The sequence below is a fragment of the Mesorhizobium sp. WSM4821 genome (assembly GCF_055901555.1).
Genome location: NZ_CM148371.1, coordinates 1,867,374 through 1,888,000 on the forward strand (window position 1 = coordinate 1,867,374; position 20,627 = coordinate 1,888,000).

Consider the following 20,627-nt stretch of genomic DNA (forward strand, 5'->3'; position numbering starts at 1 on the left):
GGTCAGAAATCCGCCGGTGGATTGGCGGTGCGGCGATCGAGCCTGATGAAGGGCCGCGGCACAACCTTGGCCCGCTTCATCAGCTTCTGGTACTGCAACTCGCGCATGGCGTAGATTTCGACCCAGAGATCGTCGAAGATCGTATCGCCGAACGGCCGCGCCAGCGAGGCGATGGCGATGTTGCGCTTGGCCATCGGCGACCACATGGCGGCGCTGATCAGCCCGACCTCCTGGTTCTTCCTATGGTAGACGATGGCATGCTCGGCGGGAATGTTGCCTTCGATTTCCAGCCCGACCAGCACATGCCGCAGCCTGCGCCTGGCGCGAGCTTCGATAATGGCGCGGCGGCCGTTGAAATGGCCCTTTTCGAGGTCGACCATGAAACCGAGACCGATCTCGTCCGGCATGCGCAAGCGGTCGGGCCGAACCGCATGCCCTGAGGTGATGAAGTCGGAATTGGCGACGATCAAGCCGGCTTCGAGCCGGGCGCGGTTCAGCGCGGTGTAGCCGATGGCACGGATGCCGCGCAATTCGCCAGCCGCCATCAGCCGGTCCCAGAGGCTCAGCGCCTGCTCGCACGGCACGAACAGCTCGTAACCGAGATCGCCGGTGAATCCGGTGCGCGAGATGGTGACTTGGCTGTTTCCCTGGGGGCCGCCATCATGTGGGAAGTCGGCGAGGTCGAGAACCTTCAGATTCTCGACGCCAGCAAAACCGGCATCGCGCAGCACGGCGAAGGCGGTCGGTCCTTGCAATGCCAGACCGGCGACAGCTTCGGTTTCTTCTTCGACCGTCACGTCGAAACCTATGGCGCTGTCGAGCAGCCAGGGCAGATGCCGTTCCTGCGAGCACAGCCGGAACCGAGTCGGCGACAGGCGGAACAGCGTGCCGTCGTCAAGGACGAAACCTTCGTCGTCGCACCAGGCCGTGTAGTGGACACGGCCCGACTTCAGCTTGGCCACGTCGCGCAGCGTAACGCGATTGAGGAAGGCCTCGGCATCCAGGCCCTCGATGCGGTACTTCGTCATCGGCGATATGTCGAACAGCGCAGCCTGGCTGCGGATGGCGAAATATTCGAGCTCCTCGTCCCAGAGCGAATGCGGCGCCCGGTAGCCGGCCCAATTGTACCAGTCGTTGGTCCTGGCCAGCGCATCGATGCGTGGCTGAAACGGCGTGCCGCGCCGCAAGGTGCGAAAGTGCGATTGCGCTGTGGTGCGGGCGGTGTCGATGCTCGGTTGAGGGGGAGCCTCGTAGCGCAGGGCCTTAGCTCTTTGGATCATCATATCATCCCTTCGTCGCGATGATGCGCCGCGCGGCATTCAGCCCTGGCGCGCCTGAGACACCACCGCCCGGATGCGAGCCGGCGCCGGCGAGGAAAAGCCCCTCAACCGGCGTGTCGTAGCCCGACCAGCCGGTGACAGGGCGCGACATCAGCATCTGGTCGGCCTGCAGTTCGCCGTGGTGCCAGTGGCCGCCCGGCATCCGATAGCGCGCCTCGATGTCGGCCGGTGTCAGCAATTCGGCATGGAGCACTGTCTTGCCGATCCCCGGCGCATAGGCCTCGAGCTGAGCCATGATCGCCTCGAGGAACTTCGGCTTGCCGTCGCTCCAGCCTTCCCTGAGTGCATAAGGCGCGTATTGCACCACCGCCGACAGCACACAGGCCCCGTCGGGTGCCAGCGACGGATCGGCAAGGCTGGGCAGCGTGATCTCCATTACCGGTTCGGGAGAGAACGCGCCGTACTTCGATGGATTGAAGGCGCGCTCGACATGATCGGGCGAGGGCGCGATGACCAGTCGCCCATTGTGGTCCGCGGCATCGACACTGGCGAATAGCGGTGGCCTGTCGAGCGCGAGATGCAACTTTGCCGCATCGCCCGTCATGCGGATATTCCCGACTTTACGCACGAAGCCGGTGTCGATCTCACGCGGCCCGACGAGGTCGAAAAAAGTGGTCGCCGGATTGATGGCGGAGACGAACGTTTTCGCCCGGATTTCTTCGCCGCTGTCGAGTGCGACGCCAACGGCGCGGCCTTTCTCGACGATTATCCTTGCCACTGGTGTCGACGTGCGGATGGCCACGCCGGCTTTTTCCGCCGCTGCGCGGATGGCTGAAATGACCGCGCCCATGCCGCCTTTCGGCAGCGTCTGGGCAGCAGCGACACCACCCGTTTCCCCGGCCAGCCGATAGTAGAGGCCGAGCAGCGAGGTCGGCGAACGCGGGCCGAGATGGCTGCCAAGTGTGGCATCGAAGGCGAGCAGGCCCTTCAGCCGGTCGTCGGCAAGCTGCTCATCGAGCAGGTCGGCGACGTTCATCAACAGGACGCGCAGGAAGTCGCGCATGTCCTCCTTGCCGAGCCTCTTCAACGCCAAAGCCGTCTGGGCGAGCGACGCCGTCTCAAGCAGCGACATGCCGCCAGGATCGGGCGGGCGGCGCGCGAGAAGCGGCTTCAGGAAGCCGGCGTAGCGCAGCAGCTGGGCGCGCAACCCCTTCCAAGCGGTCTGCTCGGAAGAGTTCGCACCGGTCAGCACCTCGCCATAGGCGCCGTGCAGGACAAGTGGCGGACCGTCTTTCGACAGCGCCACGGATGGCACGAGGCCGCTGCGCGCAATGTCCAGTCCGTGCTTTTCCAGCTCCAGCGTCTTCACTACATCGGGATGCAGGCGGTTCAGCACATGGGCGATGGATGAGACGCGAAAGCCCGGTGCGAACGCCTCGGTGCGCGCCGCGCCGCCGACATCGTCGGCGGCTTCCAGCACCAGCACCTTGCGGCCGCTCTTAGCCAGAACGGCGGCCGAGACGAGGCCATTGTGGCCTCCGCCAATGACGATTGCGTCAAATGACATCATGGGCCGGGCTCATATGGATGGTTGGCCTAGCGAGGTCGCGCAGGATTTCAGCTGCCGCATTGCGGCCAGGCGCCCCCATGACGCCACCGCCGGGATGGGTCGAGGAGCCGCACATATAAAGCCCATCGACCGGCGAACGATATTGCGCGTAGCCTGGCACCGGGCGATTGAACAGAAGCTGATCGAAGGTCAGTTCGCCCTGGAAGATATTGCCTTCGGTGAGACCGACTTCCGCCTCGATCTCGCGCGGCGTGCGCACCTCCATATGGACGATGCGATCGCGAAAGCCGGGCGAGTAATCTGAAATCTGCGCGACCACGCTTTCGGCGAAACCATCGCGGTCGGCGTCGGTCCACTCGCGGCCGTTCACCTTCGGCGGCGCATATTGCACGAAGCAGCTCATGAAGTGCTTGCCGGGCGGCGCCATGGTCGGGTCGAGCGTCGTCGGGATCACCATGTCGAGGAAAGGGTCGGCCGACCATTGCCCGGCCTTCCAGTCGTCATAGGCGCGCTCCATGCGTTCCATCGAGTCGGTGAAATGCATATCGCCGCGATAGACCGGCGAATCCTTCGACAGCCCCGGGAATTCGGGCAGCGAATCCAGCGCGATGTTGACCTTGCCCGACGAGCCGCGGATCTTAAAGTTCCTGACCCGGCGCAGGAAGATGTCGGGCAGTTCCTTTTCCTCGACCAGTTTGAGGAAGGTGCGTTTCACGTCGGCATTGGAAACGACGAGCTTTCCGGAAATCTCCTCGCCGCCGGCCAGCACCACACCCCTGGCTTTGCCGCGCCGGACCAGCACATGGTCGACCTCGGCGCCGGTGCGGATGGTTCCGCCGCAGGCCTGGAAGGACGCCGCCAGCGCCTTGGTGACGGCGCCCATGCCGCCGCGCGCATAGCCCCAGGCGCCGACCGAACCGTCGACCTCGCCCATATAGTGATGAAGCAGCACATAGGCGGTGCCCGGCGACATCGGGCCAAGCGCGGTGCCGATGATGCCGGACAGCGCGAAGTTCGCCTTAATGACGTCGGTCTCGAAGTACTCGTCGAGGAAGTCCGAGATCGACATGGTCCAGAAGCGCAGCGTCAGCGCCATTTCCTCGGCCGACAGCCCGGCGAATTTCTTGCCGAGATAGAGAAGCTCGCCAAGGTCGCGTGGCCGGAAACTGGTCGGGTCGGGTGCCGTGCGCATCAGCAGCGGCTGGATGAAGCGGCATTGCCGTGTCACATCGCGGGAATAGCGGTCATAGGCTTCGGCGTCGCGCCTGGAGAAGCGGGCGAATTCGCGCCGGTGGGCATCGTGATCGCGGTAGTTGGCGAGATAGTCGCCGCCGCGGGTGAACACCGCGCCGCCTTCATAGGAGATCACCTGCAGCCCGAAACGCGGCAGTTCGAGGTCGCGCATGATCTCGGGACGGAACAAGGAGCAGACGTAGGAGCAGTTGGAATAGAGGAAACCGGGCGTCAATTCCCTGCTGGTGGCAGCGCCGCCGACCCAGCCGTTCTTTTCGACGACCAGCACGTCGAGCCCGGCGCGCTGCAGGTAGCAGGCATTGACCAGCCCGTTATGCCCGCCGCCGATGACGATCGCATCCCATGTCTTCATTTTGGTCCAACCGTCGTTTCCGCCCGCCCCTCATTTGCGCGCGATCCGCCGCGAAGCGCATGAAATTTCGCATGGCAGCGGCCACCATGTCCAGTCATATTGAATGAATGTTCAACAAACGATGTTGCGTTTTCCCTGACATGCGCTAGGCTTTGCCGACATTCGGTATGGGCTTGAGAACTGAGGTCTGATGGTCGAAACAGCGGACGCCGAGCCGGAATATGACGACACCGCCATCCGCTTCCTCGAGGCGTTGTGGGGTGAAGGCTATCTGTCGCCCGGCGGGCCGGATGAGGTCGACCGGGTGGTCGAAGGGCTTGCGCTCAACGGCAAGACGATCCTCGATATAGGCTGCGGCTCCGGCGGCATCACGCTGCATCTGGTCGAGCGTCACGGTGCTGCCCACGCCACCGGCTTCGATGTCGAGCGACCGGTGATCGAGACGGCCAGGCAAAGGGCGGCCGCGCGCGGGCTTTCCGGTCGCGCGAACTTCGTCCAGTCGCCGCCGGGACCGCTGCCCTTCGCCGACAGCTCCTACGATGTCGTGTTCTCCAAGGATGCGCTGCTGCACGTGCCCGATAAGGATGCCTTGTTTGCCGAGATCTTCCGGGTGCTGAAGCCGGGCGGTGTCTTCGCTGCATCGAACTGGATGATCTCGCATGATGGCGAACCTTCACCTGACATGAAGGCCTATATCGCCGCCGAGGGCCTTTCCTTCGCCATGGCGTCGCCGGCGCGCTATACACAAGCAATGCGCCAGGCAGGTTTTGCCGACGTCACCGTGGGTGACCGCAATCCCTGGTATCGCGACGTCGCGCGGGAGGAATTGAGCCGCCTCAAAGGACCGCTCTATGCGACGGTCGCGGCTGCGGTCGGAGCGGCCTATGTCGACAAGAACATACGAACCTGGGAAGCCATGCAGAAGGTTCTTGACAGCGGCGAGCACCGTCCCACTCATCTTCGCGGTCGAAAGCCGGTTGGATAGCCGGCGATGCTGGAGACCATCACGCCCATGAAAGCAGAAGCCAGGGACGCCCTCTTTGAATCAAGGCGGAAAAACGAGCCCGAAAAACGCGGCCGCAAGGCGTCGAAGGAAGTCAGGCAGCTTCAGCTGATCGAGGCGACAATCGATTCGCTGGCCAAGCGCGGCTATTCGGAGACGACGATGGCCGATGTCGCCGATGGCGCCGGCCTGTCGCGCGGGATCGTCAATTTCCACTTCGAGAGCAAGGAGAAGCTGCTCGTCGCCACACTGCAATATATGGCCGATGAGTATGCCGCACACTGGCGCGCAGCACTTACCAAGGCTGGCGATGATCCCGCCCGCCAGTTGAGGGCTCTGGTCGCCGCCGATTTCGACCGTTCAATCTGCAACAAGCGCAAGCTGGCCGCCTGGTGCGCCTTCTGGGGCGAGGCCAAGTCGCGCCCGACCTATCAGGCGCTGTGCGGTGCGCGCGACGCGGCCTATCAGAACGTCTTCATCGACCTTTGCGCGACGCTCAAGCAAAGCGGCGGCTATGCCTTCGAGCCGCAAGTCATGGCGCTGGCGCTCTGTGCCTTGCTGGAGGGGCTGTGGCTGCGCCTGATGATGGGCACCGAGGACACCACTCGCGAGACTGCGCTGCAGGCGGCCAACGAATTCCTGTCGGCTGCATTTCCAAGGCATTATTCGTGAGCCAGCGGCCCCAAGACGGCATAAAACAACCAAAAAAAGAGGATGGAACAGCAATGAAGACCATGACCCGACGCCTGACATTGACATTGGCGCTGGCAGGAACGCTGGCGCCCTCAGTCGCAGCGCTTGCGGTTGCCGCGGACAAGGACCTGATCGTGTTCGACTGGTCCGGCTACGAGGACGCCGGTTTCCACCCGAAATACGTCGAGAAAAACGGCGACTCGCCGACCTTCACCTTCTTTGGCGACGAGGACGAGGCATTCGAAAAAGCCCGCTCAGGTTTCAAGGCCGATCTCGGACATCCCTGCTCGCAGAGCGTGGTGAAATGGCGCGAGGCGGGTCTGCTGCAGCCGCTCGACACCTCGAAAATCACCGGTTGGGGCGACCTCAATCCCGGCATTCTGGCAATGAAGGATCTCGCCACCACCGCTGACGGCAAGGCCTGGTTCATGCCCTGGGACTGGGGCAACACGCAGCTCACCTACAATTCCGACAAGGTCGACGAAAAGGACGTCCGTTCGCTGAAGGCCTTCGCCGATCCCAAGTTCGAGGGCAGGGTCTCCATCGGCGACAATGTCGACGACGCCTATGCGCTGGCCTCGCTGGCGATCGGGCTCAAGGACTGGACCAAGATGACGGACGACCAGTTCAAACAGGCGTCCGACTTCCTGCGCCAGGTGCACAAGAATGTCCGCGCCTACTGGACCGACAGCACCGACATCGTCCAGCAATTGGGCGGCGGCGAAGTCGACCTTGCCTGGGCATGGAACGACGCGACGGTGCAGTCGGTCGCCGCCGGCGTGCCGATCAAGGCCAAGAAGGACACCGACGAAGGCATTTCGACCTGGGTCTGCGGCTACGTGCTGTTCAAGGATGCGCCGGGTAATACCGACAAGGCCTATGATTATCTGAACGCAATCAACGATCCCGAAGTCGCCAAGGTCCTGGTTACGGACTGGGGCTACGGCCAGGCCAACGCCAAGGGCATGGCCGGTGTCGACCAGGCCGTGCTGAAGGAAAAGGGCTATGACGACGTGCAGAAATTCATCGACAAGACGCTGTTCCAGGCGCCGGTTCCCTCGGATCTCAAGCAGCGGATGATCGAGGAGTTCGAGAAGATCAAGGCCGGATATTGAAGGGCGGAATCGAAAGAACCGACGTCGTCATCATCGGAGCCGGCTTCACCGGCCTGTCGGCTGCGCATGAACTGAGCAAGGCCGGTATCGATTTCGTGCTGCTCGAAGCGCGCGATCGTGTCGGTGGGCGCGTGGAGTCCGGGCGGAACGGGCTCGGCGAACCGATCGACAGCGGCGGCCAGTTCCTGTGCGAGGACATGCCAGAACTGGTGGGGCTGCTGCAGGCGCGCGGCAAGACACTGGTCGAGACCTATGTCGAGGGGGAATTCGTCACCCAGCCGTGGATGAGCGCGCAGCAGGCCGAGCTTACCTACGACGCCTCCTTGGCGATCCGCGGTCGCATGAACGCGATTGCTCCGGACGATCCGGCCGTCGCCGGATTGACCGTCGCGGCCTGGCTCGATCGCCAGGCCGATCCTGACGAGGCCAAGGCTGCTTTCCGTTCGATGATCGAAGGCCTGTGGTGCCAAGGACTCGAAAAACTGCCGCTGTGGCACCTGATCGACAATGATCGCCGCATCACCAACGACGGGTCGGAGCTGCAATATTTCGTGCGCGAAACCATGCAGTCGCTGGCGGACGACCTGGCCAGCGATCTCGGCGATCGTGTGCAGCTGAGCACGCCGGTTGAGACCATCGAGCACCGGCCGGAAGGGGTTCGCCTGGTAACGGCGACGGGTTCGACCGAAGCACGGATGGCACTGGTCGCCGTGCCGCCGATGACGGCCTCGAAACTGGATTTTGCACCGCCGCTGCCGGCTGCCCTGGGAAGGGCGCTCCGTGCCTGGCAAAGCGGCGCGGTGATCAAGGCGCTGGCGCGTTATCCCAGCGCCTTCTGGCGCGGCAAGGGCCTGAGCGGCGTGGTGATGTGGCGCGATCTGCCAGGGCTGTTTGCCTGCGACGTGAGCAAGGACAGCGACCATGCCGCGCTGGTCGTCTTCGTCGGCGGGCCTCTGGCCTTGCGCTGGCGTGAGCTCGGCGACGCGGCGTTACGCGCTGAGGTGACGACGAGGCTGGAGGATGCGCTCGGTGCGGAGGCCGCCAACATGCTCGATTTCGGCTATAGTGACTGGACGCATGATCGCTGGAGCGGCGGCGGCTACAGCGATCTTATCGTCGATGCGACCGCGACCGACGCCGAACGCATCATCCTGGCCGGCGCACCGCCAGTGCATTTCGCCGCGTCCGAACTGTCGCCGTCATTCCCGGGCTACATCGAAGGCGCTGTTGTGGCTGGGCGCATCGCTGCACGAAAGATCATCCACGGATTTCAATCCGCCATCGCCACCAGCGCATCGGGATCGTAGGCGAGGCGGATCGAGGTGCCGACGGGGATGTCGTCGGCGCCGAAATCGTTGGTTTCGGTTACCGACAGCGGCTTTTCAAGCCCCGGTATCTCGACGATCAGATGGGTGATCTCGCCAAAATAATGGCGCTCGACCACCTTGCCGGCGACCTCGAATTTCGCTGTGGCGTTGTCCCACAACACGCGCAGACGCTCCGGACGGATGCCGAGCGTGGCGGCCCCGCCATTGCGGACGAAAGCCTTCGGCTTGTCGGTCTTGACGCGGCCGAAGCCCAGCGTGTCGACGACGAGCGAAGCGCCGTTCTCCTCGACGATCTCGGCCTTGACGAAATTCATGCCGCCGAGGAAGTCGGCCACCTGGCGGTTGACCGGCCGCTGGTAGATCTCCTTGGGCGAGGCGACCTGCGCGATCCTGCCGCCGAACATCACGGCGATGCGGTCCGACATCGCCAGTGCTTCATACTGGTCGTGCGTGACCAGGACGAAGGTGATGCCGACCGCCTGCTGCAGGCGGCGCAGCTCGACCTGCATCTGCTCGCGCAGCTTCTTGTCGAGCGCCGACAGCGGCTCATCGAGCAGAAGCACTTTGGGGCGCATCACGAGCGCGCGGGCCAGCGCCACGCGCTGCCGCTGGCCGCCGGAAAGCTCGGTGGCGAGGCGTTTACCAAGGCCGGTCAGCGAGACCTGGGCCAGCGCCTCCTCGACGCGGCGTTTTTCCTCCGATCCTGCCAGCTTCAGGCGCTTCAGCCCATAGGCCACATTCTGCTCGACATTGAGATGCGGGAATATGGCGTAGCTCTGGAATACCATGTTGGTCGGCCGGCGATTGGCCGGGATGCCCTGCATCGACTGGCCATCGACCGAGATGAAACCGCTGGTCGGATTGTCGAAGCCGGCGATCATGCGCAACAGCGTGGTCTTGCCGCATCCGGACGGGCCAAGCAGCGAAAAGAATTCGCCCTCCTTGATGGTGAGCGAGGTGTCGTCCAGCGCCTTGAATGAACCATAGCTGCGGGTGACGTTGCAGATCTCGATCATTGACCGTTCGAGTTGGGGCCGCTCGGATCGGGGCCGATCAGGCATGGAGGCTTCCCTCGTTCTGGGTGCGTCTGGCCGCGCGGCGGCGCAGGATTTCGGCGATGGTCAACAGCAGGAAAGAGGCAACCAGCAAGAGCGTGCCCAGCGCCAGCACGCCGGGCAGCTTCGAGGCGAAGCGCAATTGGCCCCAGATGTAGATCGGCAGCGTCGCGTCAGTGCCGGTCAGGAAGAAAGCGATGATGAATTCATCGAGCGAAATGGTGAAGCAGACGAGCAGGCTGGAAACGATCGCCGGCGCCACCATCGGCAGCGTCACGCGCCGAAAGGTGCCGAAGGCGCTCTCGCCGAGATCGGCGGAGGCCTCCTCGAGGCTGCGGTCGAAGCCCTCGAAGCCGGCGGTCAGCACGGTGATCGAATAGGGAATGCAGACCAGGACATGACCGAGCACGATGGTGAACAGCGACAGGCTTAAACCCAGTTGCAGTATCACCAGAAGCAGGGAGATGGCGACGATGATCTCGGGCAGCACCAGCGGCGCCATGATCAGGCCGTTGATGGCGCGGCGACCGGGGTAGCGGTAGCGGGTGATCGAGCGGGCGGCGAGGATGCCAAGCACGGTGGAGAGGATGGAGGCCGACACGCCGACGACCAGGCTGTTCCAGGTCGCGTCAAGCAGTGCCGGCGTGCGCGGCAGGTCCTCGTACCATTTGAGCGTGAAGCCGGAGAGCGGGAATTTCGGCGTCGCGGCGGTGTTGACCGAAAAGATCGGCAGGAAGACGACCGGCAGATAGAGGAATACGATATAGAGGAACGCATAGGCCGACAGCCAGCTGCTGGCCAGGAAGCGCCGCATCGCAATCATCGCGCCAGCCTCATCGCGCCAGCCTCTGTGCCGCGCGGATGATCACCACGGTGGCGCCAGCCATCAGCGTCACGATCAGCATGGTGGTGACGGAAAGTGCTGCACCCAGCGGCCAGTTCGAGGCCTTGCCGAACTGCGCCTGGATGGCATTGGCGATCATGACGCCGTCCTTGCCGCCGACAAGTTTCGGCGTGACATAGTCGCCGACCGTCGGGATCATGACGATCAGCGCCGCCGCAATTATGCCGGGCGCCGACAGCGGCAGGGTCACGCGCAGGAAGGAACGGATGGGACCGTCGCCGAGGTCCGTGGCCGCCTCGACCAGCGTGCGGTCGACCTTTTCCAGCGACACGAAGATCGGCAGGATGGCGAAGGCCGCCCAGGCATGGGTCAGGGTGATGATGACGGCGCTCGAATTGTAAAGCAGCGCCGTCGACGGCTCGTCGATCACGCCAAGGCCCATCAGGCCGGAATTGAGCACGCCGTTGTAGCCGAGGATGACCTTCCACGACATTACGCGCAGCAGGTAGCTGGTCCAGAACGGGATGGTGATCAGGAACAGCCACAGGCTCTTGTGGCGGCCGCCATGGAACGAAATGAAGTAGGCGATCGGATAGGCGAGGACCACGGTGAAGAAGCTCACCATCAGCGAGATGTAGAGCGAGCGCCAGAGCAGGTCGCGATAGATCGGCTCGGTCAGCGCGGCGCGGTAGTTTTCCAGCGTGAAGGTGCGATCGATGGTAAGGTAGTTCTGTGTCCAGAAGGAATGCGCGATGACCAACAGGATCGGCAGGACCAGAAGTATGAGCGCATAGAGAAAGGTCGGGCTGATCAGGGCAAAGCCTTGGACGGGTTCGGACTGCAGAAGGGCGTTTCGCCTGGCCCGCGTCATGCCGAACGCGGGCGACCCTTCCGCCGCCGCCGTCATTGCAGGCCCTCGGGCAGGGCTCCGGGCGTGGTCTCGGCTGCTGGCACGGATTGTCCTGCCATGCGACGTCCCATTGGCTAGCGCATCGGCCCGAAAAGCACGATGCGTAGATCAAAATGCCGGAGCGTACTTTGTGCGTCCAATTGGACGCACGTCGCTCCAGTGCCGGCGCTTGTTTCCGATTTCATGCCTGGAGTGCGATCCAACGCAAAGCCGATGATAACTTTGCCGATCGCTCTCCGTGCTTGCCAGCTTTCTTTCATCATGCGCGCATCAGCCGATTGAAATCAAGCGCTATTTCTGTAATATTGATTGAACGGACATTCAAAATGACGCGAAGAAAGCCAACTTTTCCGGTCTTTGGCGCCATGCTTCCTGTCCGATGAAATCTGATGCGAGGCGACGATGGCGGCTGCAAGAGATATGAGGGCGACTGAAGCGGCTGCGCTTGGCGATGCCGATGCCGTCGAGCTGGCCAAGCGCCACCTCGTTCAGCCCTGGCCGTTCGCCGGTTCGGTCGGCAACGAAGCGCGCACCCTGATCGGCGAAGGCGACGGCATCTACATCACGGATGGCACCGGCAAAAGGCTGATCGACGGGCCGGCCGGCATGTGGTGCATCAATATCGGCCACCGCCGCGAGGAGCTCGCGAAGGTGATGTACGACCAGTCGATGGCGCTGTCCTACAACACGCCGTGGTATACGATGAACGCGCCATCCGCGGAACTCGCCATGCGCATCGCCGGCCATGCGCCCGGTGACCTCAGCCATGTCTTCTTCACCACGGGCGGCTCCTCGGCCGTGGAGACAGCGCTGCGCTTCATGCAGTTCTACAACAATGTGCGCGGCCGTCCGGAGAAGAAGCTGATTGTGAGCAGGGGCGGCGCCTATCATGGCTCGACCTATCTGTCGGCCTCGCTCAACGGGCGTCCGCGCGATCGCGACTGGATGGACGGCGCCGACGATCTGGTGGTCAAGCTATCGTCGCCCGATCCGTTCCGCCGCCCGAAAGGCACGAGTATTGCCGCTTTCACCGATGCCCTGGTCGATCAATTCCGCGATACGGTCGCCCGCGTCGGCGCCGACAGGATCGGCGCCTTCGTCGGTGAGCCGGTGCAGGCGTCGGGAGGCGTCATCGTGCCCCCGGACGGCTACCTCAAGCGGATTCGCGAGGTCTGCCGCGACAACGACATTCTCTATATTTCCGACGAGGTGGTGACCGCCTTCGGCCGGCTCGGCCATGTCTTTGCTTCCGGCGATATGTTTGGCATCGAACCGGATATGATCACCTTCGCCAAGGGCGTCACGTCGGGCTATTTCCCGCTTGGCGGCGTCATCATTTCGGAACGGCTGCTCGAGGAGCTGCGCCGTTCCAATCATCCGGACGCCATGTTCGGCCACGGGCTGACCTACACCAGCCATCCGGTCGGCTGCGCGGTGGCGCTGAAGAATCTCGACATCCTGGAAGAAAGCGTGCTGACCCACACGCGCGAAGTCGCGCCCTATTTCCAGGCGCAACTGAAGACGCTGGAGGAACTGCCGCTGGTGGGCGAGGTGCGCGGCTTGGGGCTGATGGGCTGTATCGAATGCGTCGCCGATCGCGAAAGCAAGGACCCGCTGCAGCTCGACAAGGATGTCGGCAAGCGCATCGACGCGCATTGCCACGAGCTTGGCCTGCTGGTCCGGCCGCTGATCAACATGTGCGTGATGTCGCCGCCGCTGATCATCACGCGCGACCAGATCGACGACATGGTGTCGATCTTGCGCGAGGGCATTTCGCGGACGATGGACGATCTGAGGAGAGAGGGTGTGTGGCGGGGGTGAGACGGCGGCCGGTCTCCCCTTGAGGGAGGCCGGCAGCTTCGCCGTCTCGCATTACGACCTCGACCGCAGCGCGTCGTTCAGCGCCCACATGTCCTTTTCCTCCGGTGCCGTTTCTAACCCGAGCACGGGGATTTGCTTGCGCAAATGGTCGTGGTGGGTGCGTACGCCATATTCGAGGTCCGAGAGATAGAAACCCTCAAAGGCTTCGGACAGCATGGATTCGTTCGACCACACGGAAAGCTGCACGTCCTCGTTCATGGTTTCGCGATCGATACGGTAGGAGAGATAGCGTGCCGCCGCCTGCTCCCGGGTTTCGTCGCGATAGCGGTAAATGGCGCCGCGCAACAGCGTCTCGCCGGTCGACAGCGGGAACTCCTGATAGAACTGCACGGATTCCGGCATGACCGACAGCACGTTGTTCGGAAAAATGCCGTAGTAGATCCACGCCTTGCGCAGGTGCTGCGGCAGGTGCGCGGCCTCGGGCGCGATCTTGACGTACTGCCTGACGCTCCAGCGCCGACCGGCATGTGGGTTGTAGGTGGCGAAGGAGCGTGACACGCCGTTGACGAACGGCTCGTCGAAATAGGTCGCGCCGTAAAGATCCTGCAAGGCGGGATGCGCCATGGCGACGTGGTAGCCTTCATTGTCGACGTCGCGCACCGATTTCCAATTGACCGGGCTCTTCTGGGTCCAGACGCCCCAGGACGGCACCATCCCGGCGACACCATAATGGGCAATCTCGGCCTCGATCGGCTTCAAGAGCTCGGCCACCGACGGCTGCGGGCTGCCCTTGCGGAAGCGGATGAAGATGAGGCCCATCCAGAGTTCGAGATCGAGCGGCGTCAGGCCGAATTCGGTCTTGTCGAGATCGGGGAAGGAGCGTGGACGGGCAGCACCGCGAAGCGTGCCGTCGAGGTTGTAGACCCAGCCATGGAAAGGACAGACCAGAGCGTTCGTGCAGGTGCCCTGGATGCCGGCGACGACGCGGCTGCCGCGATGGCGGCACATGTTGTTGAAGGCGCGCACAACGCCGTCCTTGCCGCGTACGATCAGCGCCCGCTCGCCGACCACATCCATGGTCAGATAGTCGCCGGCATTCGGCAGGTCGGAAACATGGCCGGCGATCTGCCAGTGGTTGCGGAAGACGAATTCTTTCTCGAGTTCGAGCAAGGCGTCGGAATGATAACTCCAGCCCGGCAGACCCCGCCGGTCCCATTCGTTAGGGATCGCAACGTCACGGAAGTGCGGGTTCATGAGTCGTCTTCTCTTGTTGAATACTCATTCAATAAAGTCACATTTCCTATTTAAATGCAATGGCTTGTTGACGTATGAATGATTCTTTGAGCAAACTCGTCAAGCGCCTTTGGTCGGAGTCCAGGATGCTTAGGGCCTGAGAAATCCCCAAAAATTCCGTGTGTTAGCCAAGGTTCGCATTTGGCGTCTCATTTCGACTTGAGCCTTGGAAGGCTGCGTGGAAACAGAACTCTCAGGTGGAAAACAAACGCGGGCCGATGCGCGAGCCGGCCCGCTTTCCCCGTCACAGTCAGCGAGGCACGGTCGTCCCCTTGCCCGAATTGTGACCGGTTTTGACCGAGAGCTCCGCAAAAAGTCGGTTTCCTGCCTGTTACATGCCTGGATACGCAGCATCGCTGGCCTGTTACAAGGTGCGACTAAGTTCGTTTCAAGTGCAAAAGAAAGCGAACGAAGGGGACGGTGATGTATACAAAGACTCAGACTGCCTACAATGACCGCCGCCTGCAGGCGCCTGAGCGCAACGACCGGCGGCCGAGGCTGGCGCTGCGCCAGAGCGTAAACGACCATCCGATGGCGTTGTTCGTGGCGCTGGGTGCCGCCGCATTTGTCGGCATGGCATTCGCGCCGACGGTTGGTCCAGCTTTCGTTTCATTGAATCCGCCGGCCAACATCGTCGACGGCGCGCCGACCACGACCAAGACCGCGCGCCTGCCTATGCCGGAGATCGATTTTGTCTGCAAGGGCCAAGCCTGGGGCGCCGAGAGCGCGGAATGCCTGCGCGTCATCGCCGAGCAATCCGGCATTCACAAGGCTCGTGCGATCCGCACCATCGCCAACGCCGCACCGCTGACCGATACGCCGAACGTTTTTTGAGACTTTCCCGAGCGTCCTCCAGCGCTGGGTCAGGCTCCCGCCGCATCGTCGGTCGGGAGCCTTTTCTTTGGGCTCTACCCGCCCAACGCGACCTGGTCGGCAATGGCCGAGAGCACGCCGCGCACGTCCAACGTGCTGAACGGCTTTTCCAGGATCTGCGGCCGTTGCGGCGCGGGCAATGCCTCGATCTCGGCTTTCGCGCCGATCAGATCGCCGGTGACCAGCACGAAGCGCCGCGCCAGATCCGGCTTTTCGGCGAGCAGTTCGTGATAAATGGCGATGCCGCTGGTGCCGGGCATGCGCAGATCGGAAAAGACGATGTCCGGCGGCATGTGGCCGGTCAAGGTTGCTGCAGCCGATTCCCAAGCCGGCACGATCCGTGACTTGATGCCCATCAACTCCAAAATGTCGGAGAGTGACGCGGCAACATCCGGCTCATCGTCGATGATCAGCGCGTGACGCAATCCGCTCGAGCGTACCGGGCTGTCGCCGGCGGTGGCGGCGCCGGCAGGGATCGCCGGTAACTGGACGACGAAACGCGCGCCCCGCGGCAGAACCTCCTCGAACCAGACATTGCCGTTGTGCCGTTCGATGATCGATTTCGAGATCGACAGGCCGATGCCTGTGCCGACGCCAACCGGCTTAGTGGTGAAGTAGGACTCGAAGATGCGGGAGCGTATCGCTTCCGGCACGCCCGGCCCATTGTCCTCGACCGAGAATCCGGGGTTGCCCCGGTCGCTGCGAAACGTACGGACCTTGATCAGCCGGTCGCCGGCAACCCCGGCCAAGGCGTGCTGGCTGTTGATGAGGAAATTGGCGGCCACCTGCGTCACATGGTCGGCATCGGCCAGGGCCAGCAGCGGACCGCTGGCGAAATCGGTGTCGATGATGATACCGCTCGACCTGGCGCCGTAGGCGGTCACTTCGAGCGCCGCGCGGACCACGTGGTTGAGGTCGGTCTCGGCCTGCGTGGCGGGATGCAGGCGGACCATCGAGAGGAAGCTCTTGACGATGCGGCCGCAGCGCTCGGCTGCAGCGCGGACCTTTTCGGCGCGCACCTTGGTCTGCGGGTCGGAAGCGAATTCATGCAACAGCGTCGATTGAGCGACGACCACCGCAAGCGGGTTGTTGAGTTCATGTGACACGCCGGCGAGCAGCGAGCCCATAGCGGCCATCTTCTCGTTCTGGTGCAGCTTTTCGCGCTGGCGGCCGATCTCCTCTTCGGCGCGGAGCTTGTCGCGCAGGTCGCGGATCGAGCCGAAGATCAGGCGGCGGTCGGCGACCCGCATCTCGGTCGCCGTCAGTTCGATCGGAAAGACCTCGCCGGCCGCATTCTGGGTGACAGTCTCCAGCCTCTGGCCAACCATCGGCGCGCCGCGGCCCGACATGTATTCAGCACCGGACACATAGCCCTTGCGATAATATTCCGGAACGACGGTGTCGAGCAGGTCCTTGCCGAGGATGTCGCTGCGCTGGTAGCCGAACATCTTTTCGGCAGCGGGATTGAATTCGATGATCGAGCCTGTCTCGTCGATGACGATGATCGCATCGAGCGAAGCCTGCAGCATGGTGCGGCGAATGACTTCACTGGCATGGGCGTCGGAAAGCGATCGTTCGATAGCGTCGCCGATGGCCAGTGCCACGATGTGCAGGGTCGCCTCTTCCTCGTCGGTCCATTCACGCTCGTTCACGCAATCATTGACCGCCAACGTGCCCCACAGATGGCCATGCGCAAATACCGATACCGACAGGAACGACTTGATGTGCTGCTTTTCGAAGTCGGTTCTCAGGAAGCCTTCGAGGTCGCGCGTGTGTCCGGCGAAGATCTTGCCTTGCCGCTCGTCCTCCGCCAACCGTTCCAGCAGCGGATCCGAATTGACGACCGACTGCATGATGACCGTCGGCGATGCCAACTCGCCGCCAAATCTGGGGTCGATCCAGTGGGCCGCGACAGACTGGGCAAAGCCCTGACCGGCTAGCTCGCGTAGCCGAAACAGGATGCCGCGCTGGCAAGCCATGGCCCCGCAGAGCGTCTCAAGGATGCTCTCCATCTCGCGCTGCCAGTCGCCAGCTTGCCGGAGCTGGCGAACGATACGGACGGCCGCCATCGCCGCGCCCTGCCTGACGCTCTGCATATCGGTGGGTGTTGCTTCAGCCGTCATGATCACCGTTATTTCAGAGTCGTACCAAGCCAGAGTGACACCTGGACTGGGCCGATACCGGGCGGTCGCGCGGCTCAGTTACTTTCGCCGGTGGGCAGCGAGAAGATATAGCCTTCGCCGCGCACCGTGCGCAGGAATTTCGGATTGGCCGGGTCCGTCTCGATCTTCTTTCTCAGCCGCATGATGCGGATGTCGACGGCGCGCGACGATTCAGAGTCTTCCACGAAGCCGATCGCCTCGGAGATCGCCGTGCGCGTCAACAGCCGGTTGGCGCGCGTCAGGAAAACCTCCAGCACGTCGAATTCGCTCTTGGCCATGTCGACGACCGTCCCGTCGGCGCCGGTCACAAACCTGCCGTCGAGATCGGCGTGGAAGGAGCCGAAGCTCATGAAACGGCGCTTGGCAGTTTCGACCTTGGCGCCCTGCGGCTCGGTTGGCTGCGGAACGCGACGCAATACGCTGCGGACCCTCGCCAGCACCTCGCGCAATTCGTAAGGCTTGACGATGTAGTCGTCGGCGCCAAGCTCCAGCCCGACGATACGGTCGAGCGCGGTGCCGGCGGCCGTGGCATAGATGATGCCGATCGGCATTTTCGAGCGCAGCCAGCGGCCGAGCGACAGGCCGTCCTCGCCGGGCATCGCAATGTCGAGGATGGCCAAATGGAAGGACTGCGTTTCCAGCAAGGTTCGCGCGGCGGCGGCACTTTCGGCCGTCGCGACGTCGTAGCCGCTGGCACCGAGATACTCGGCGACCGCGTCCCTCAGATCGGGCTCGTCCTCGACGACGACAATTCGTGCCTGCACTATGCTCTCGCTCCCGCTTTCAGCGGAAAGTAGATTGGGTATAAACATCATGTCCAGCACTCATCTTGGGTTGCCGGTTGCAGGGGATGGAAAAGATGGCTGCACGATCCGTCATCGCGCTTATTTCGGTCGCCGAAGTGGTCGCGGCCGATCTCGCCGACCATCTCGAACGGCGCGGTCATGACGTGCGCGCGGTGCGACAGCCGTGGGAGGCCGAATCCCTGCTTTCCGAAAAGGGTATCGATGTCGTCGTCGTTGGCGATAGCCTCAGTCAGGCGGAAGGGCGTGACCTGCTCAGGCGCCATGGCGGCGAGGGTGGGCCAGATTTCATCCTGATCTGCCGGCCGGCAGATCTCGTCGACAAGGTGCTGGCGCTCGAACTCGGCGCCGCCGACGTCGTCGAGAGCCCGCTCAACGTCAGGGAACTCGCCGCCCGTATCGGCGGCCTGCTGACACGGCGCGGCAGGAATGCCGGGGAGTTGGTGGTGCTGGAGAATGCGACGGTCGACCTGCGGTCGGCCATGGTCATGCATCGCTCCGGTACGGAAGAACAGTTGTCGCCGGGCCAGGTGGCGCTGCTCAGATTGTTCCTGGCGAGTCCGCGAAAGGTCTTGACGCGCGACGACATCATCGCGGCCGCGCCCGCCGAAAATGCCGATGCCTTCGATCGCTCGATCGATTCGCGTATTGTGCGGCTGCGCCGCAAGCTCGACACCGAAACCATCACCACCATACGAGGTGCGGGCTATCGGTTCGATCCGCCGACGCAGTTCACCGACTGACGGCTGGGCCGTCACTGTACTGTCCACCTGCCCAGGCGCTCAACGCACCACGAGAAGCGATGGGCCTGACGGCATTTCGCTGGCCCCCATTTCGCTGGCCGTGACGAGTTCGCTTGCATGGGCACGGTCCCTGAGAAGCATGGTGGCGAGGCCGGCAAAGCCGAGCAAGCCCTGTGCGTAGAGCAGTGCGGTAAGCACCGAAGCTGCAAATTTCGTGTTCATCCGATCCGCTCCCCAAATTCAGATATGCTGCGTGTGGCCCGTTTTTGGGCATGGTCCTGTTCCGAAAACCAGTACCGACTTGTCGTTACGCGATGTTCCGGTTCGGGAGCATGTCCTCCAGGACACCCCCGAAGTGCCCGCGCCGCCAGCGGAGCCCCCCGTCGCGGCGCGGGCCTTCGGTCCTCTCGGCTGCAAGTTGCCGGAGGGGCCGCGCATCCTCTTCAGCCCAAAACCGACCCGCCAGAAGGTCTTGAACCGGTAGATGCGCAGGCTGGACACAATCCAGACCGTGGCGAAAAACAGTGCGGCATGCAGGGTCGAACCCTCGCTTGAAGTCATTCCCGCGAGCCTCGTCACCGGAGCGCCAGCGGCGGTGCGGACATCGCCAATGATCGCTGCGGTCATGCTTGCCCTGAGAAGCCAGCACGTCGAGCTCGATTGCATGTTCATCTTCGTTTGGTGCCGGCTGCTTTCGTTGGGTCAACTCTGCGATTGGCCTGTATCCAGAGCATGCCGCTAGGCCCAGCGCTTTGTTGCAGATTGGTTTCGAAGCAAAGCCAAATTCTTTCATATGCGGGACGATCGCACTTTCGTTTTGGACCATGGCTTGGGACTTTCGCCGGCCCTGTTCTGTAAGTTGACCCGTCATGTCTTGGTCTTGCCCCGAGGTTCCGCCCGGGACGCCTTCCCCGGTTGTTAACTGGAGGAAACGGGTTCGAAACGAAAGCGCGCTCTCTGCGAAATACATTCGAAACATGACGCAACGATAAGCAGGCCATCGCGTTGGAGCCGGCCATATCCGGCAGACAGGGGGATCACAATGTACACTGCCATTTCCACCAAGCTCATCAACATCGCTGCCGCCGCCCTCACGGGTGCGGTGGTTCTGTTCTGCCTCGACAATGGTGCCGCTCATGCCGGCAATCAGATCGTGGCGCGGGTTTCGCTCTCGCAGCAGACCATGGAAGTTCTGGTCGACGGGCGACCGACCTTCGCGTGGAAGGTCTCGACCGGCGGCAAGGGGCATGTCACCCCGACCGGCTCGTTCAAGCCGACCCGCATGCATCAAATGTGGTATTCGAGGAAGTACGACAACGCGCCGATGCCGCATTCGGTGTTCTTCAAGGGCGGCTACGCCGTGCATGCTACCAATTTCGTCAAGCGCCTCGGCCGGCCGGCCTCGCATGGCTGCGTGCGGCTGCATCCGGACAATGCCGCCGATTTCTACCAGCTTGTCGAGATTTTCGGCCCCGCCAACACCAGGATCGTTATCGTCAAATAGGTCACCAAAGACGATCCGCCTGCC

18 protein-coding genes are annotated in these 20,627 nt (G+C 62.9%); 8 read left to right on the forward strand and 10 right to left on the reverse strand.

The window, feature by feature from the left end; genetic code table 11:
- Positions 1-2: 2 nt before the first annotated feature.
- The 3 genes from AC0NID_RS08970 to AC0NID_RS08980 are packed head-to-tail and all read right to left on the reverse strand — an operon-like array spanning position 3 to position 4,456.
- Positions 3-1,280, reverse strand: coding sequence for an aminomethyl transferase family protein (locus AC0NID_RS08970; RefSeq protein WP_473456153.1), 1,278 nt, complete (start codon positions 1,278-1,280; stop codon positions 3-5).
- A 4-nt stretch (positions 1,281-1,284) separates the two neighbouring features.
- Positions 1,285-2,850, reverse strand: a complete 1,566-nt coding sequence (locus tag AC0NID_RS08975; protein ID WP_473456155.1) for a phytoene desaturase family protein — start codon at positions 2,848-2,850, stop codon at positions 1,285-1,287.
- Positions 2,837-4,456, reverse strand: coding sequence for a phytoene desaturase family protein (locus tag AC0NID_RS08980; protein WP_473456156.1), 1,620 nt, complete (start codon positions 4,454-4,456; stop codon positions 2,837-2,839). Before AC0NID_RS08980 ends, AC0NID_RS08975 begins: the two co-directional genes overlap by 14 nt.
- Before the next feature lie 190 nt (positions 4,457-4,646).
- Between AC0NID_RS08980 and AC0NID_RS08985 the strand changes: the two genes are divergently transcribed.
- Genes AC0NID_RS08985 through AC0NID_RS09000 form a run of 4 tightly spaced genes read left to right on the forward strand, consistent with a single transcriptional unit; the run spans position 4,647 to position 8,574 of the window.
- Entirely contained in the window at positions 4,647-5,441 is a 795-nt protein-coding gene (locus AC0NID_RS08985) for a class I SAM-dependent methyltransferase (protein WP_473456157.1), read from the forward strand.
- A 6-nt stretch (positions 5,442-5,447) separates the two neighbouring features.
- The gene (betI, locus tag AC0NID_RS08990; RefSeq protein ID WP_473456158.1) at positions 5,448-6,131 is read left to right on the forward strand and encodes a transcriptional regulator BetI; all 684 of its coding nucleotides are present in this window, start codon (positions 5,448-5,450) and stop codon (positions 6,129-6,131) included.
- Positions 6,132-6,184: 53 nt separating this feature from the next.
- Positions 6,185-7,267, forward strand: coding sequence for an ABC transporter substrate-binding protein (locus AC0NID_RS08995; RefSeq protein ID WP_473456159.1), 1,083 nt, complete (start codon positions 6,185-6,187; stop codon positions 7,265-7,267).
- Positions 7,264-8,574: a flavin monoamine oxidase family protein gene (locus AC0NID_RS09000; protein WP_473456160.1), complete on the forward strand. Its 1,311-nt coding sequence runs from the start codon at positions 7,264-7,266 to the stop codon at positions 8,572-8,574. The genes AC0NID_RS08995 and AC0NID_RS09000 overlap by 4 nt, the downstream gene beginning before the upstream one ends.
- On the opposite strand, the gene AC0NID_RS09005 is transcribed toward AC0NID_RS09000, so the two are convergent.
- From AC0NID_RS09005 to AC0NID_RS09015, 3 genes are read right to left on the reverse strand one after another with little or no spacing between them, the layout of a single operon-like run.
- A complete protein-coding gene (locus tag AC0NID_RS09005) occupies positions 8,538-9,611 on the reverse strand; it encodes an ABC transporter ATP-binding protein (RefSeq protein ID WP_473456211.1) in 1,074 nt (357 codons plus the stop codon). The genes AC0NID_RS09000 and AC0NID_RS09005 overlap by 37 nt on opposite strands.
- Positions 9,612-9,648: 37 nt before the next feature.
- A complete protein-coding gene (locus AC0NID_RS09010) occupies positions 9,649-10,473 on the reverse strand; it encodes an ABC transporter permease (RefSeq protein WP_473456161.1) in 825 nt (274 codons plus the stop codon).
- A 10-nt stretch (positions 10,474-10,483) separates the two neighbouring features.
- A complete protein-coding gene (locus AC0NID_RS09015; RefSeq protein WP_473456162.1) occupies positions 10,484-11,401 on the reverse strand; it encodes an ABC transporter permease in 918 nt (305 codons plus the stop codon).
- 405 nt (positions 11,402-11,806) lie between these two features.
- Here AC0NID_RS09015 and AC0NID_RS09020 point away from each other — a divergent pair, with 405 nt between their 5' ends.
- Positions 11,807-13,225, forward strand: a complete 1,419-nt coding sequence (locus tag AC0NID_RS09020; protein ID WP_473456163.1) for an aminotransferase — start codon at positions 11,807-11,809, stop codon at positions 13,223-13,225.
- Positions 13,226-13,276: 51 nt separating this feature from the next.
- On the opposite strand, the gene AC0NID_RS09025 is transcribed toward AC0NID_RS09020, so the two are convergent.
- Positions 13,277-14,479, reverse strand: a complete 1,203-nt coding sequence (locus tag AC0NID_RS09025) for an aromatic ring-hydroxylating oxygenase subunit alpha (RefSeq protein ID WP_473456164.1) — start codon at positions 14,477-14,479, stop codon at positions 13,277-13,279.
- A gap of 462 nt (positions 14,480-14,941) precedes the next feature.
- Here AC0NID_RS09025 and AC0NID_RS09030 point away from each other — a divergent pair, with 462 nt between their 5' ends.
- Positions 14,942-15,352, forward strand: a complete 411-nt coding sequence (locus AC0NID_RS09030) for a hypothetical protein (RefSeq protein ID WP_473456165.1) — start codon at positions 14,942-14,944, stop codon at positions 15,350-15,352.
- Between the two features lie 74 nt (positions 15,353-15,426).
- On the opposite strand, the gene AC0NID_RS09035 is transcribed toward AC0NID_RS09030, so the two are convergent.
- Positions 15,427-17,514, reverse strand: a complete 2,088-nt coding sequence (locus AC0NID_RS09035) for a GAF domain-containing sensor histidine kinase (protein ID WP_473456166.1) — start codon at positions 17,512-17,514, stop codon at positions 15,427-15,429.
- 74 nt (positions 17,515-17,588) lie between these two features.
- Positions 17,589-18,317: a response regulator gene (locus tag AC0NID_RS09040; RefSeq protein ID WP_473456167.1), complete on the reverse strand. Its 729-nt coding sequence runs from the start codon at positions 18,315-18,317 to the stop codon at positions 17,589-17,591.
- A 95-nt stretch (positions 18,318-18,412) separates the two neighbouring features.
- Here AC0NID_RS09040 and AC0NID_RS09045 point away from each other — a divergent pair, with 95 nt between their 5' ends.
- Positions 18,413-19,099, forward strand: a complete 687-nt coding sequence (locus tag AC0NID_RS09045) for a winged helix-turn-helix domain-containing protein (RefSeq protein ID WP_473456168.1) — start codon at positions 18,413-18,415, stop codon at positions 19,097-19,099.
- 39 nt (positions 19,100-19,138) lie between these two features.
- Here the strand turns inward: AC0NID_RS09045 and AC0NID_RS09050 are convergent, their stop codons facing one another.
- Complete coding sequence (locus AC0NID_RS09050) at positions 19,139-19,321, reverse strand: hypothetical protein (RefSeq protein WP_473456169.1); 183 nt, start codon at positions 19,319-19,321, stop codon at positions 19,139-19,141.
- An 820-nt stretch (positions 19,322-20,141) separates the two neighbouring features.
- On the opposite strand from AC0NID_RS09050, the gene AC0NID_RS09055 reads away from it, so the two are divergent.
- Positions 20,142-20,603 carry a L,D-transpeptidase gene (locus tag AC0NID_RS09055; protein WP_473456170.1) on the forward strand — a complete coding sequence of 154 codons (462 nt, stop codon included), beginning with the start codon at positions 20,142-20,144 and terminating at the stop codon, positions 20,601-20,603.
- Positions 20,604-20,627: the final 24 nt, after the last annotated feature.

What these genes read in the sequence shown, in the direction of transcription:
- AC0NID_RS08970 (WP_473456153.1), bottom strand. Translation starts at nt 1,280, where the DNA reads ATGATCCAAAGAGCTAAGGCCCTGCGCTACGAGGCTCCCCCTCAACCG.
- AC0NID_RS08975 (WP_473456155.1), bottom strand. Translation starts at nt 2,850, where the DNA reads ATGATGTCATTTGACGCAATCGTCATTGGCGGAGGCCACAATGGCCTC.
- AC0NID_RS08980 (WP_473456156.1), bottom strand. Translation starts at nt 4,456, where the DNA reads ATGAAGACATGGGATGCGATCGTCATCGGCGGCGGGCATAACGGGCTG.
- AC0NID_RS08985 (WP_473456157.1), top strand. Translation starts at nt 4,647, where the DNA reads ATGGTCGAAACAGCGGACGCCGAGCCGGAATATGACGACACCGCCATC.
- betI (WP_473456158.1), top strand. Translation starts at nt 5,448, where the DNA reads ATGCTGGAGACCATCACGCCCATGAAAGCAGAAGCCAGGGACGCCCTC.
- AC0NID_RS08995 (WP_473456159.1), top strand. Translation starts at nt 6,185, where the DNA reads ATGAAGACCATGACCCGACGCCTGACATTGACATTGGCGCTGGCAGGA.
- AC0NID_RS09005 (WP_473456211.1), bottom strand. Translation starts at nt 9,611, where the DNA reads ATGATCGAGATCTGCAACGTCACCCGCAGCTATGGTTCATTCAAGGCG.
- AC0NID_RS09010 (WP_473456161.1), bottom strand. Translation starts at nt 10,473, where the DNA reads ATGATTGCGATGCGGCGCTTCCTGGCCAGCAGCTGGCTGTCGGCCTAT.
- AC0NID_RS09015 (WP_473456162.1), bottom strand. Translation starts at nt 11,401, where the DNA reads ATGACGGCGGCGGCGGAAGGGTCGCCCGCGTTCGGCATGACGCGGGCC.
- AC0NID_RS09020 (WP_473456163.1), top strand. Translation starts at nt 11,807, where the DNA reads ATGGCGGCTGCAAGAGATATGAGGGCGACTGAAGCGGCTGCGCTTGGC.
- AC0NID_RS09025 (WP_473456164.1), bottom strand. Translation starts at nt 14,479, where the DNA reads ATGAACCCGCACTTCCGTGACGTTGCGATCCCTAACGAATGGGACCGG.
- AC0NID_RS09030 (WP_473456165.1), top strand. Translation starts at nt 14,942, where the DNA reads ATGTATACAAAGACTCAGACTGCCTACAATGACCGCCGCCTGCAGGCG.
- AC0NID_RS09035 (WP_473456166.1), bottom strand. Translation starts at nt 17,514, where the DNA reads ATGACGGCTGAAGCAACACCCACCGATATGCAGAGCGTCAGGCAGGGC.
- AC0NID_RS09045 (WP_473456168.1), top strand. Translation starts at nt 18,413, where the DNA reads ATGGCTGCACGATCCGTCATCGCGCTTATTTCGGTCGCCGAAGTGGTC.
- AC0NID_RS09050 (WP_473456169.1), bottom strand. Translation starts at nt 19,321, where the DNA reads ATGAACACGAAATTTGCAGCTTCGGTGCTTACCGCACTGCTCTACGCA.
- AC0NID_RS09055 (WP_473456170.1), top strand. Translation starts at nt 20,142, where the DNA reads ATGTACACTGCCATTTCCACCAAGCTCATCAACATCGCTGCCGCCGCC.